The organism is Ligilactobacillus sp. JN-6 (Y).1 (assembly GCF_058111525.1).
On record NZ_CM176599.1, the window covers coordinates 835,391 to 849,588 of the forward strand.

The window sequence follows — 14,198 nt, forward strand, 5'->3', positions numbered from 1 at the left end:
CTGTTACAATCGTAACGACAAAGTAAACCACGAAAGAGAGAGTTATTTCCTAATGAATATTCTACAACAATGCTAGACAAATTGTGGCTGGATTTTACCAAAAATGGAGAGAAGGTACTGCATCAAGAACTTGCTTTTGATGACTGGCTTGAACTTATCTAAACAAGCCAAGAAATTGACTATCAAGCTTCGATAGGATAAGTTAGAAACATTGAAAAGAATGATGTGTGCAAAAGATAAAAGAAAAGATGAGAAACAAGATGGGAAAATTAGCGATTATTTCAGACTTACACGTCGATATTAATAAATTCACTTTACACGACCTACTAGAGATCGGATCATATCTTAAGGATGCTGGTGCAACAAGACTGCATATTGCAGGGGATATTACAAACCATTTTGCTCGTGAGGGAAATGAAATTATTCAAACACTTAATTCGATCTTACCCACAACATTTAACTTTGGCAATCATGATATGCTTGACACCACCAATATCGAGAACAATAAAACACCTGGCTTTCTAAACTTTAAAGCTTTAACTTTAAACTCTGATACGGTGTTATTGCCTTTTAATGGTTGGTATGATTATGGTTTTGCTAGAGGAGAAACTGACGCGCAGCCAGCTAACGAGATCGTGGCAAATTATAAAAATAAGTATTGGATCGACAAATTCATCAAACGTTCTGCAAGTGATCCGGTGATCAGCAAAGACCAAGCTGACCATCTTACCCACTTGTTAGAAGAATTTCGTAAGCAGGACAAAAGGGTGATCATTGCGACCCACTTTGTCCCTCGCCAGGAATTTATCATGTATCCACGACCCTTTAACAGAAAAGCAGTAACTTGGCGCGCTTTAGGTGGTGTACTTGGTAGTAAAGAAATCGGCGATGTAATTTCAAATTACAATGAAACTGTCAGTGATGTGGTTTTCGGACACATTCATGCACGTGATGGAGCTAAGAATATTAATAGCGTCAACTGGCATTGTCGTCCTATCGGCTATCGTTATGAATGGCCATACACTAAAAAATGGTTGGCTGACCATGGAGAGCCCCAAAAATTTCATTTTGCCAAACATCCAGCTGAGCAGGCAGCTTTTGTTCAAGACATGCGCCATAATTGGGACAAAGTTTTAGATAATGCATTTACGCTGTTTGATTACTAATGGAAATTTACAAGTATCCACTTTTAATGCCAATGTTCTATAGAAAAAAAGACCGCTATATTGAAGAATTCAACATTGCTACACTTTAAGCTGCAATTTAGAGATACTTCAATACAGTGATCTTTTTATTCGCCGATCTTCTTGTCCTTTTAGATAATAGCCACTCATTTTTTAAGAATATTCTTCCCAAATAGTTTGTCTTTGGCGTGCTGGACCTGCTCGTTAACCTGCGCAAATCCAGTCGATCCAAATGAGACTCGTCGTTCAACAGCTTTTTTAGGATTCAAAACACTGTAGACATCATTCATTATTTTAGGTTCAAATTTTTGAAGAAAGTCAAGTTTCATTTCCTGCAGTGGCATCTGGTGTTTTATCCCGTAATGAACCAAATTTCCAACCACTTGATGCGCTTGTCGAAATGTTAATCCTTTATTCACTAAATAATCTGCCAATTCTGTTGCATTTGAAAAATCGTCCTTTAACCCAGCTGCCATCTTATCTTTTTTTATTGTGAGTGATTCAAGCATTCCCGCAAATAATGATAGACAGGATCTCACAGTATCGATGGTGTCAAACAACCCTTCCTTATCCTCTTGCAGATCCTTATCATACGCTAAAGGAAGGCCTTTGAGTGTTGTTAACAAGGAAAAAAGCTCCCCGTACACGCGACCAGTTTTTCCGCGGATCAATTCAGCAACATCTGGATTTTTCTTTTGCGGCATGATCGAGCTACCCGTAGCATACTCATCACTAAGTTCAATATAGCCAAATTCAAAGGAATTCCACTAAATGATCTCTTCACAAAAACGACTTAAGTGCATCATTAAAGTCACTGAAGCGTACAAAAAATCTAGCAAATAATCCCGATCCGACACGGCATCGATCGAATTTCGATATATTTTTTCAAATCCTAACTCCTGAGCGCTATACTCCCTATCGATCGGAAAAGTCGTACCTGCCAGAGCCGCAGCTCCCAAAGGAGAATTATCTGCACTAGTTTCAGCCTGGCGAAACCTCTGTAGGTCACGCACAAACATCTCATAATATGCCATTAAGTAATGTGCATAAGAAATAGGCTGCGCATGTTGCAAGTGCGTATATCCGGCCATTAAAGTTGTAATGTTCTTTTCAGCCTTAATGACAATAACTTTAAGCAAACGGTCTAACAGTTCGCAGATTTGAGAAAGTTCGTCTTTCATAAAAAGGTGCATATCCGTAGCAGTTTGATCATTGCGGCTGCGTGCAGTGTGTAATTTACCAGCAACCGGCCCTATTTCTTGCTGAAGCAAACTTTCAATATTCATATGAATATCTTCGTAATTACTCGAAAAATTTATTTGACCAGCTAGTAGTTTCTTTTGTAATTTTTCCAGCCCCACAATTATCTGTTTCCCGTCCGCTTGAGAAAGTATCTGCGTATGGATCAACATCTTAGTGTGTGCAAGAGAACCTTGAATATCCTGTTTAGCTAGACGTTTATCAAATGAGATCGACTCATTAAAATCTATAACTTCCGAATTATTGCCTTTTTCGAACCTGCCACCCCACATTTGTTTCGTAGCCATTTTCTTCCCTCCTGTTTTACTTAAAGCTCTGCTTTTGTAGAGAATGTTTTTTATTTTGAACTTCTGCATGTACTATTGACGGTAAGCCATATAGCTTAATAAAACCAGCAGCAGCTTCTTGATCAAATGAATCAGCTGAAGTATAAGTCGCTAGATTTAAATCATATAATGAGTTATTTGACTGCCGTCCCTCACAAATAACATTACCTTTAAATAACTTAACTCTTACAGTGCCGCTTACTTCTTTTTGACTCTCATCTAAAAATGCCTTTAAAGAGTCGAACAAAGGAGTATACCATAAAGCATTGTAAATGATATCTGTGATCTCCTTTTCAATAAGCGGCTTAAAATGTGCCAGATCCTTAGTCGTGGTCAGATCTTCTAAGTCTTTATGAGCTTTTAACAAAACTTCTGCTCCGGGACACTCATATATTTCTCTGGACTTGATCCCTATTAAACGATTTTCTACATGGTCGATCCGTCCAACACCATGTTCACCTGCTATTTTATTGATGTGTTTTATCAAATTATGCAGTTGATATTCACGGCCGTTAACAGCAACAGGAACACCTTTTTCAAAAGCAATTTTTAAGTATTCGGGCTCATCCGGCGTATTCTCCAAAGCATTTGTTCTTTCATAAGCATCCTCAGGCGCAGTTGCCCACGGATCTTCCAACACACCACATTCATTCGCCCGGCCCCATAAATTCTCATCGATGGAGTAAGGACTTTCTTTATTGATCGGTACTGGAATTCCATTTTCTTTAGCATACTCAATTTCCATTTCCCGGGACATATGTTGATCACGAATCGGATCTTCGATTTTTAATTCTGGCGCCAGAGAATGGATCTCTGTCTCAAAACGAACTTGGTCGTTTCCTTTACCTGTACAACCATGTGCGATAGTTGTTGCCTGATACCTCTTAGCGACCTCCACTAGCTTTTTTGCGATCAAAGGACGCGACAAAGCGGAGACTAAGGGATATTCACCTTCATAATAAGTATGTGCTTGCAGTGCGGTCAAACAATATTCTTCAGCAAATTCTTGCTGGGCATCGATCACAATAGAAGCTATTGCCCCAACCTGCTTACCCTTTTGTTGGACCTTATCTAGATCCTTTTCTTCACCGACATTAATACAACAAGCGATCACATCATATCCAGCATTCTTAAGCCAAGCGATCTCAACAGACGTATCCAATCCACCAGAGTATGCCAAAACTACTTTTTCCTTGTTCATGTCCCATTCCCTCTCCCTAAAATATTTTCCTTAATGTTAGGATAAATATACATCAATTGCAAGAGAAAATTATTATTTATGCATTTAATAGAAATGATATTCATTTAAATTGCATAATTGAGGCGAGATACCCAAGATACAAGCTTTATTCAGTAAGTATATTGCTCTGTGCTATAATTACTCAAACAAATTCAAACTGTAAGGAGGCTGTTTCCAAAATGAATAAGAATGAAACATTACATATCTTACAAGCTTTGATCAATAATTCCGCTACACATGCATGGGAAAAGCAATTACTCCAGCAAACACAAAAAGACCTCCGAACTGACAAAGATGTCAAATCATCCTTAAGACAACTTGAATTTAATTTACGACCGTTAGCCTTAAGAAATAACTTAACACCTGATGTTTCAGACTTCTATTTACAATTAGTAGGTGACCCAGCCGGACAGATGCATTTTGACTACAGTCCCCATTATCAAAAAGACTCTCCGTTTCAAGAACGTGCTATTTTTTCAGGCGGTTGTTTTTGGTGTTTAGTTGAGCCTTTTGACACTAGAGAAGGAGTTAAATCAGTCATATCTGGTTATACCGGTGGAGTCCTGAAAAATCCCACTTATGAACAAGTCAGCACACAAACAACGGATCATGTAGAAGCAGTAGAAATCATTTTCGATGCTAGAAAAATTAGTTACCAGTCAATTTTAAAAACATACTGGAGCATTGTGGATCCTACGGATGCTGACGGACAATTTGACGACCGTGGAAAAAATTATCTTCCAACAATTTTTTATACAACACCAAAACAAAGACAACTAGCGGAAGAATCAAAAAATGAATTACAAAGTTCCGGTAAGTATGCTAAACCGATCGTTATTCCGATCAAACCCGCAAAAAGCTTTTGACCGGCAGAAAATTACCATCAAGAATTCTATAAAAAATTTAAAAAAAGATATAGTCGCTTAGAACAGCCGCGTAAACAAATCTTATTTCTAAAGCATTTACATGCACAAATAAGAACATTATTCAAAAAGACAACTAAATAAAATTTATAGTATACTAAACCCTAAAAACAGAACCACTAAATATTTTTCTATTAGCAAATAACAGCCTATAAAAGTACAAGCTTATTCATATTACGACTTTTAGAAAAAATAACCCGGGAAATAATTTTTCCTACACAAAATATTTTTAGACAAGTAAGGTGCTTTTCATTTGAACAAAAAAATGCTGTCAGGGTCCTTTTGGCTTTCTTTTGGAAGTATTTTTTCACGTGCCTTGGGTGTTATTTATCTGATACCTTGGCTTTACATGATAGGATCAGCTCACAATATTACAACAGCTCAAGCTCTAAATAATTCTTCTTATACTATTTATGCGATTTTTCTTTCATTAGGTACCGCAGGTTTTCCATCTGGTATCGCTAGACGTGTCGCCATGTATAATGGACAACAAAAGTTTAAAAACGGACAGAAATTATTCAAAACTGGTTTTTGGCTAATGGTTATTTCTGGCCTATTTTTTGCAGTGCTTTTATATTTATTTGCGCCACTTTTTGCAAAGAATACTCCTGTCGTTTCACCACACAATTCTACTATTGCGATCAGAACTTTGGTTCCAGCTGTAGCTATCCTACCTTCAATGAGCATTTTTTCGGGCTGGTTTCAAGGAAACCAGGATCTTCGACCATTTGGCATCTCCCAACTGTGGGAGCAGTTATTGCGGGTGGTATTCATATTAGTCAGTACTTATTTACTGATCTATCAGCTTCACATTAGCTATGTAGTCGCTGTCTATTTCAGTGTTTTCGCTGCTTTTGTCGGAGCGCTGGCAAGCTACTTTTACTTAATTTATCATTATCAACGCCAATTACCGCTTTATCGTTTGGCACAAAGAAAAAGTCTGCCTGTTGACTTGTATGGCATTAAGCACACCTTATTCATGATCGCTTATGAATCGATCCCTTTTGTTATTGTTGGTGCCGGCATCACTCTTTGCCAAATCGTAGACCAATTATTTTTCAAGCAGATCATGCAAGGCTTCTTAAACAAATCGTCTGCATACACACAATACATCTATACTATATTTTCAGCTGATCCTTCAAAAATAACTGCAGTTATTATTGCTTTAGCTACGGCACTAGCAGAAACCAGCTTGCCTTTGATTGCGGGAAAAAACGCAATTCATGACCGTAAAGGTGTCAAAAAATTAGTAGATCAAAATTTAACCTATCTGTTATTTGTTTTGCTACCAGCTGCCACAATGTTAGGTGTACTTTCACCTGAAATCAATGGGATCTTCTTCACGTATGATACCAGAGGCGCAGTGTTTCTATATGTCAACATCTGGCAAAGTGTCATCATGGCCATTGCAATCAACGGTTTGACCTTATTACAGTCACTACACTATAGTCGTAAAGCGATGATCTATCTTCTGATCGGCCTGGTCACCAAGATAGTATGTCAATTTCCTTTAGTTTATTATTTTCAAGGAATGGGCGCCATCTTGGCGACAGTCATTGCTTTTGGTTCTGTAAGTCTACTTAGCTATTATAAGATACATGAACACCTTAGTTTCAGCCTACGTCGCCTTTTTCCGACTTTAATAGTGAACGTTGTCTACTTCATTTTGGTAACGTTAATTACCCTGCTGGCCAGACAAATTTATGTTCCAGCCGGTAAACTTTCCGGTTTTATATTTTGCGGAATAATAGGTATTGTCGCACTAATGGTTTACATTTTCCTTACAAACAAAACTGGGATAGCACAAAGAATTTTCGGAAAAGCTATCGGAAAATAAATTTAAAAAGGTTGTAAAAAAATGTCTAGTTTTCTGCAACCTTTATTTTTGTTGTAAGTGTCAGCAAGTCGTCTTTCTTGCTTTATCGAATTGTTTTGATAAGATGTAATTTATGAAGCATGTGAAAATTACGAAGAAAAAATTGGTGTACAGCAAGGTTTTAATTCAAAGATGCTCTATGTGAGAGTCAAAATTACTTGCTAACCGCTAACTTTCTTTAAAAAATTCACAAAAAACAATTACTTTTTTATTTATTGTTAGCTGCTGTTACAGGTTTCGTATGAACGAGGAAGGACGCTTATGAAATATTTTAACTTAACCATGGCAATTATCTGCTTTATTGCCGCTATTGCTTCTATCATCGGCACAATTATGTCCATTTTATCCTGGACATATATCTTTGTTTTTCTAGCAATCGGTCTACTTAATTACTATTACTACAAACATCCGAACAAACAGAAAAATAAGACTAAAGAAAAGGAGTGATTTTTCTTCCATGTCAAAAAAAGCATCTGGTGTCCTATTCCTTTTCCTGGCAACCATAGCAATACTACTTAGCTTATTTACAACATCTGAGAAAACTGCAACTCGTCTGTTGCTATTAGCTGCCTTACTCCTTTTCACAACTGGTATTCGAAACATACGCAGTAAAAGCCCAGAGAAGTAATTTCTCCATTAAAAAATCCCATAACATTCGCCTCCAAACCAAAAAGGATTGGAGGGTTTTGTTATGAGATCATGTTGACCGATCGTTACAAACATCCGCTTAAGTTGTTTACAACGGCGATCATTACACCACCATTAGACTTTTCTATAATTCTGTTGTTCCGTTATGTGCCTTCACCGGCTTTACTACACTAACAACATGCACTGTGTTATCCTGAATTACCGTTGTATCAGACACCGTAGATTTTCTATTGAAATAAAGAGCGGCTAGTATTATAAATAACAGAGCTATCAAAAGGGCTTTAAACAATCCTTTTTCTTTCATTCTGATCAACCTCCTTTGAAATTGAACAAGAATAACCTTTTCCCCGTCTCATTTTTACTACTTATCAGCCTTTGTTGCTAAGAAGAGATTTTGAATAGTTTGTCTCTGCTTACTACTGATGTTTTGATGATCGATACAATGCAAAGCAATCGTATAAGCTGGAAATTTATGCTGAGGCACATAGTTATCCAGTTTTCGCGGATCAGCACAATTCTTTATTACCTGACAAAAAGCCATATCCTCTAAAGGTTCTAAATACCGTTTTAACTCGTCCGGATCATTCGTAGCATTGACTTTTTCTTCCAATTCACTCTGCATATTTCTCATTCCCTTTCTTAAGTATTTAGCAAAAAAGAGATCCATTATTTAAGATCTCTTTTTATCAGCAATATTTTTTATCCATTTTCTGGTTCAACTCGCATAAAATGCTCGAAATGATGGGGGTATACATTTTTCTCATCAACTCTACCCTCAACAAAATCACTCAACATAAAATGTGAGTAATCAATTTGTGGCATATACGTATCGACTTCAAATTCATGATCGATCGTTGTCCGATAAAGATCAGTGGCGTAAGGTAAGAAATCCTCAAATAGACGAACGCCCCCAACAATAAACAACTTTTGTCTCGGTTCTCTAGTATAATATTTCAGTACTTCTTTAACACTATGAAAAACGACTACGCCTTCAGGAAAATCTTCCTTATCATGCGAAGTCAAAACTATGTTTCTCCGATTATGCAGTGGGCGTTTAAACGTCTCAAATGTTTTTCGTCCTGCTACTATCGCGTTTCCGGTAGTCGTATCTTTAAAAAATTTCATATCAGCCGGCATATGCCAAGGAAGTTGACCTTGATAACCAATACCATGCTTACTATCTTCAGCCCAAATAAATGCTAACATCAAATCACCCTTCCATTTTTTATTTTTACATCCCTAATGATACACTGTGTATAGCATTTCAGCATTAATTTTATAGAAATGTTTCACGTGAAACATTTTCAAAACACCAAAGTTCTTGTACCATAATTCCTTATGCACGTTAACTATTCTCATATCCTTTCTCAAAAAAGCATACATGTTTTTTGAAGCCCGCACTGTAAGCGGTTGCCTAATGTGATATTATTAACATAACAAAACGATCACATAATTAAGGAGGTAAAACATGAGCAATCTAAATAAAGTCAACTGGGACGCAATCTATGATGTCGTTGTACTAGGGTTTGGTGGCGCAGGAGCAACCGCAGCTCGTTTTGCAGCAGATGATGGCGCACGCGTGTTATTAGTAGATTCTGCGCCCGAAGGCCATGAAGGTGGTAATACACGTTATTCTGCTCAATTGGTCGGGACCGGTAGCAACTTTGATAAAACCAAGCTCTACTATCAGCAACTAACCGCTCCAAAACAGCTGGATGAAAAAATGGTCGAAACTTTTGTGGCTGGAATGGTCAAGATCCCTAACTATATTCAGGAATACCTTGGAGTTGAACCATATAGTTGGCGTAAAAATGCCCCTCAGGCTTCCGGGATTTTTGAAGAATTTCCAGAATATGCTGGAGTTGAATCTTATGACTTTACTACGGTCAGTCCCAACATGTTTGATGCTGCTTTATGGAAAAACTTAAAAAATCAAATTGATCAACGTAAAGACCAGATCGACGTCTTTTACAACACCCCAGCAGTTGAATTAATACAAGAACCTACTCCAAAAACGATCAAAGGTGTAGTGATCAAACGCGAAGGAATTTTACGCCGTATCAAAGCCACTAATGGTGTAGTTTTAGCCACCGGCGGTTTTGAAAATAATCAGGCTATGTTGGAAGATAACCTAGGGGCTACTGCATTGGCGCCATTAGGAACACTTTATAATAAAGGCGCCGGGATCAAAATGGCTCAAGCAGTTGGCGCAGATCTGTGGCATATGAATAACTACGAATCACTAGGGTTGTTACATGGCATGACCTTTGCAGTAACTCAAGGCAAACGTGGGCGTTTAATGATCAACGAACAAAATAATGCTGTTTCTCGTGGTAGTGTATTTGTTGTCGGTGATGATGGCACTCGTTATTTCAACGAAGCCGAAGAAAACCGCCATGGTCACATTAAAAACCACGGTCAGTGGAAAGTACCCCTTAATCAGGCCCATCCTTTCTTGATCTTCGACTCGATCAAGAAAAAAGAGCTGGATAACGATAAGATTATTGGTCAACACAAACCATATAAAGACAATGTGATCGAAGCTGATTCTATCGCAGAATTAGCTCAAAAGCTTGGTTTCGACCCAGGAAACTTGAAAACTACTCTAGCACGCTTTAATCAAGCCGCTCTTGATCAAAATGATCCTGAATTCCATCGCCCAGCTGAAACTTTAGCTGCTTTTGCTACAGGACCGATCTATGCAGTACGTATGGAACAGACCATGCTCAATACGCAAGGCGGCCCAAGGCGTAATTCTCATGCAGAAGTAGTGGACACTACTGGAAAACCCATCCCTCATTTATATTCTGCCGGTGAAATTGGAGGTATCTGTGCCAATGAATATCAAGGCGGAGGAAATTTAGCCGAATGCTTGATCTTTGGTAAGATTGCAGGGCAAAATGCCGCCTTTCTCAAGGACGACCAAGAAATCACTTCTGATCCAGAAGTTGAAACTGATCAATCAGATTTTATTGTAAAAAGTGACGAAAACTCTGACAAGGAAGCTAATTTTACCCTTGAGCCTAACCAATATCTAGGACGCAGTACAGCCGGTATTGGTGGTGAGATCGTGGTCCGTTTGACGGTGGCACCTGACAAATCGTTCAAGAATGTTGAGATCCTAAAACAAAGCGAAAGTGATGATGTTGGTCTCCAAGCCTTACAAGATATGCCGGCCAAAATGATCAAAGAAAACACGGTCGATATCGACTCTGTTGCCGGTGCCTCAGCCTCAAGCTACGCCCTTAAATCAGCAGTCCAAGACGCTTGGAGCCAGGTAAAATAGAAATCTGTTCCATTCTCTTAACAAATAAAAACAGGAACGAAATACTTGTAAACAAATTAGATTTCGTTCCTGTTTTTATTAATAATTTTTCCGACTTGAGTATTAGTATTGCTTAATTTACTCAACCGAGAAACTATGTGCGCCTTTTAGACATCTCCATCTTTTTTATTTGGTACCTCAACATTTACAAATGTCACAAGTTGCCCCTTACTGCTTTGAGGAAGTTCGAGCTTCATAGGAGGCAGTTCATTCGCCAAACTTTGATTTTCAATAAACTTAACAGCTACACGAAGTGCTTCAAGAACGCTATTAGCCTGACAGTATGCTCCAAAATCCGGTAGAAAAATTAAGTAATCATAATACTCGTTGTTTATTTCTGAAGTGATCACTACCGGGTAGGCTACAAAATTATCTTTCATAAAAATCTCCTTATCATAAAACAGCGTGGAGCATGGCGTATAGAAGGCGAGCACTAACTGACTTTCGCACTATAATGCGCTTTTCAGCATTGTAGTGTGGAAGTTGGTTAGGCACAACTTTCAGCCATGCGCAGCTCAACTAAGAAAACAGCGTGAAGCGTGGCGTCCAGAAGACGAGCATTATCAGACTTGGACTTTATAGTGCGCAGTTTGCACTGTGAGGATAAGCGGGATCTTCTGCCACGCGGAACTCGACTATAACAACAGTGAATCAACAAACCGCCTAAGCCTCGAGCGTTATCGGAGACAGGTGCTATAGTACGGTTCTTAGCGGTGTATGACTAGACTGCGATAGGCGGAGCTTTCTGCTTCACGGAACCGGACTAAGAAAACAGCAGCACAGTCCCAAAGACCAAACACTAACACCTAACAATAAGTCACCCTTTTCAGCATGTTAACGTAATTTATTAGGAAAAAAGCTTTGACCTATTTGATTGTACTCCAAAATAACATCTACTGATCACATCATAAGCTACTGACCTTTAAAATTAAACCCACTTTTTTACATCTTTGCTAAAGATTGTGAATTACTTATGTACTTTATTTCAGTCGCGCATTTTTATATCAGTTATAGTGATTTTTGTTGCTGGTAAGCGTAGTTACTCTCCAATTAGTTCTAACACTTTGCGCTTATTAATTCGAAATAATATATTTCATTCAAGGTAATGTGCAAAAATTCACTAAGAAGGGCTATAAAAATTTATTTTTATATATTTTTGCCTTGTTAGTAGTAACAAAAATTTTAAATATAATGTGCACAATTTGTTAAAGTTTACATTTATCTCAAACCGTATTACCATTAGGATGAAAGCGTTATGGTAAAGCTTTTCAGAATATCATTAGCAAGTTTTCGAGGAGGGAAAATTTACAAATGAAAAAAATAGATTTTGAACAACTCAAGAGTACTCCAAATACTGAAACTCTCAGCATTTTGGACGAATCAGGTCAAGTCGTCAATAAAGATCTATTACCTGATCTTTCAGACGATGAACTCAAAGAATTATTTAAACAAATGGTTTGGTCACGTGTACTGAACGAACGGTCCACCAAGTTGAATCGTCAGGGCCGGTTAGGTTTCTTTGCACCAACTTCTGGTGAAGAAGCCAGTCAGATCGGGTCAAACTTTGCAATGACTAAAGATGATTTTATTCTGCCTGCATACCGTGATGTGCCACAACTTGTCCAACACGGGTTACCGCTTTATCAAGCATTTCTCTGGTCCCGCGGTCATGTAGATGGCAATAAGTACCCTGAATCATTACAAGGACTACCACCTCAGATCATTATTGGTGCACAATATGTTCAAACGGCTGGAGTCGCTCTAGGTATCAAGAAAAATGGTAAGAAAACTGTAGCATACACTTATACTGGTGATGGTGGTACTTCTCAAGGTGACTTCTATGAAGGGATCAACTTTGCAGGTGCTTATGAAGCTCCAGCAATTTTCTTTGTGCAAAACAACGGTTATGCTATTTCCGTTCCGCGTGCAAAACAAACAGCCGCTCCTGCTTTATCACAAAAAGCTGTTGCAGCAGGTATCCCCGGGATTCAAGTTGATGGGATGGATGCCTTAGCAGTTTACGCAGCAACTAAAGCTGCTCGTGATTGGGTAACTGCTGGTAACGGTCCTGTCTTAATTGAAACTTTGACATATCGTTATGGTCCACACACATTGTCTGGTGACGATCCAAAACGTTACAGAACGTCCGCAGAAGTAGACGACTGGCAACGTAAAGATCCATTGATCAGAATGCGTAAGTACCTGACAGATAAGGGTATCTGGTCAACGGATGAAGAAAAATCCTGGGAAGACGAAGTCAATCAACAAATTGATGATGCAATCAAGAAGACTGAAAGCTTTGCACCACAAAAAGTCAGTGACTTCCTGAAGAATACGTTTATCGACACCCCACCTACAATTCAAGCGGAGATAGATGCTTATACTGCAAAGGAGAGTGACTAAATAATGGCTAAATTATCAATGGTCAAGGCCATTACTAAGGCCCTTGATGAAGAAATCAAACGAGACGAAAAAGTTTTAGTTTTTGGTGAAGATGTTGGCCGTAACGGTGGTGTTTTCCGGGCAACTGATGGATTACAAGACGAAAATGGCGAAGATCGTGTTTTTGATACACCATTAGCTGAATCAGGTATCAACGGCTTAGCTATGGGCCTTGCTTTAGAAGGCTTCCGTCCGGTACCTGAGATCCAATTCTTTGGTTTCGTGTTTGAAACTATGGATGAGATCGCTGGTCAGATCTCCCGGACAGGCCATCGGATGGGCGGCTCACGTAAAATGCCGATCACGATCCGTGCACCTTTTGGTGGCGGTGTTCACACACCCGAACTGCATGCCGACAGTTTAGAAGGTTTATTGGCTCAAACTCCCGGTTTACGTGTGGTGATCCCTAGCGGCCCGTATGACGCTAAGGGACTGTTAGCTTCAGCGATCCGTTCTGATGATCCTGTTTTCTTCCTTGAACACATGAAACTTTATCGTTCATTTAAAGAAGAAGTTCCGGATGAATCTTATACAGTTCCATTGGACAAGGCTGACGTTAAACGCGAAGGTAAAGACATTACCCTCATTTCTTATGGTTATATGGTTCAAGAAAGTCTTAAAGCTGCTGATGCTTTAGCCAAAGACGGCGTTGAAGCTGAGGTTGTCGATTTGCGGACTATTTCTCCATTAGATGAAGAGACTATCGTCAATTCTGTTAAAAAGACTGGTCGGGCTGTCCTAGTTCAAGAGGCGCAAAATCAAGCCGGGGTTATGGGACAAGTTGCTTCTGTCATTGCTGAAAAAGCGATCCTTTCACTTGAGTCACCAATTGGCAGAGTTTCGGCACCAGATACTCCATACCCATTCAGCCAAGCAGAAGAAACATGGTTACCAAATAAGAACGATATTATTGAAAAAGCCAAAGAAATCGTAAATTATTAATTACAAAGTAAGATGAGGTGTATAGAAAGCAA

The 14,198-nt window shown here is 38.8% G+C and carries 10 protein-coding genes and 2 pseudogenes; 6 read left to right on the forward strand and 6 right to left on the reverse strand.

Translation table 11 applies throughout. The features are described from left to right. Window positions 1–260: 260 nt before the first annotated feature. Window positions 261–1,166 (forward strand): metallophosphoesterase, encoded by a 906-nt coding sequence (locus AC3XNE_RS03990; protein WP_489833026.1) that lies wholly within the window; start codon window positions 261–263, stop codon window positions 1,164–1,166. Window positions 1,167–1,330: 164 nt separating this feature from the next. On the opposite strand, the pseudogene argH reads toward AC3XNE_RS03990, so the two are convergent. Continuing rightward, window positions 1,331–2,731: pseudogene (argH, locus tag AC3XNE_RS03995) on the reverse strand (argininosuccinate lyase). A gap of 16 nt (window positions 2,732–2,747) precedes the next feature. After that, the gene (locus tag AC3XNE_RS04000) at window positions 2,748–3,971 is read right to left on the reverse strand and encodes an argininosuccinate synthase (protein WP_489833027.1); all 1,224 of its coding nucleotides are present in this window, start codon (window positions 3,969–3,971) and stop codon (window positions 2,748–2,750) included. Between the two features lie 218 nt (window positions 3,972–4,189). On the opposite strand from AC3XNE_RS04000, the pseudogene msrA reads away from it, so the two are divergent. Together msrA and AC3XNE_RS04010 are read left to right on the forward strand one after the other, a co-directional pair. Next, a pseudogene (msrA, locus tag AC3XNE_RS04005) lies at window positions 4,190–5,017 on the forward strand (peptide-methionine (S)-S-oxide reductase MsrA). Window positions 5,018–5,186: 169 nt separating this feature from the next. Next, window positions 5,187–6,770 (forward strand): putative polysaccharide biosynthesis protein, encoded by a 1,584-nt coding sequence (locus AC3XNE_RS04010; protein ID WP_489833028.1) that lies wholly within the window; start codon window positions 5,187–5,189, stop codon window positions 6,768–6,770. A gap of 811 nt (window positions 6,771–7,581) precedes the next feature. Here the strand turns inward: AC3XNE_RS04010 and AC3XNE_RS04015 are convergent. Genes AC3XNE_RS04015 through AC3XNE_RS04025 form a run of 3 tightly spaced genes read right to left on the reverse strand, consistent with a single transcriptional unit; the run spans window position 7,582 to window position 8,663 of the window. Continuing rightward, window positions 7,582–7,761 carry a hypothetical protein gene (locus AC3XNE_RS04015; protein WP_489833029.1) on the reverse strand — a complete coding sequence of 60 codons (180 nt, stop codon included), beginning with the start codon at window positions 7,759–7,761 and terminating at the stop codon, window positions 7,582–7,584. A 57-nt stretch (window positions 7,762–7,818) separates the two neighbouring features. Beyond that, complete coding sequence (locus AC3XNE_RS04020) at window positions 7,819–8,124, reverse strand: hypothetical protein (RefSeq protein WP_489833030.1); 306 nt, start codon at window positions 8,122–8,124, stop codon at window positions 7,819–7,821. A gap of 32 nt (window positions 8,125–8,156) precedes the next feature. Continuing rightward, window positions 8,157–8,663, reverse strand: a complete 507-nt coding sequence (locus AC3XNE_RS04025; RefSeq protein ID WP_489833031.1) for a dihydrofolate reductase — start codon at window positions 8,661–8,663, stop codon at window positions 8,157–8,159. 262 nt (window positions 8,664–8,925) lie between these two features. Here AC3XNE_RS04025 and AC3XNE_RS04030 point away from each other — a divergent pair, with 262 nt between their 5' ends. Continuing rightward, window positions 8,926–10,743, forward strand: coding sequence for an FAD-dependent oxidoreductase (locus AC3XNE_RS04030; protein ID WP_489833032.1), 1,818 nt, complete (start codon window positions 8,926–8,928; stop codon window positions 10,741–10,743). A gap of 146 nt (window positions 10,744–10,889) precedes the next feature. On the opposite strand, the gene AC3XNE_RS04035 is transcribed toward AC3XNE_RS04030, so the two are convergent. Then, entirely contained in the window at window positions 10,890–11,162 is a 273-nt protein-coding gene (locus AC3XNE_RS04035) for a hypothetical protein (RefSeq protein WP_489833033.1), read from the reverse strand. 931 nt (window positions 11,163–12,093) lie between these two features. Between AC3XNE_RS04035 and pdhA the strand changes: the two genes are divergently transcribed. Then, window positions 12,094–13,185, forward strand: coding sequence for a pyruvate dehydrogenase (acetyl-transferring) E1 component subunit alpha (gene pdhA / locus AC3XNE_RS04040; RefSeq protein ID WP_489833034.1), 1,092 nt, complete (start codon window positions 12,094–12,096; stop codon window positions 13,183–13,185). Between the two features lie 3 nt (window positions 13,186–13,188). Then, window positions 13,189–14,166 carry an alpha-ketoacid dehydrogenase subunit beta gene (locus AC3XNE_RS04045; RefSeq protein WP_489833035.1) on the forward strand — a complete coding sequence of 326 codons (978 nt, stop codon included), beginning with the start codon at window positions 13,189–13,191 and terminating at the stop codon, window positions 14,164–14,166. Window positions 14,167–14,198 lie beyond the last annotated feature (32 nt).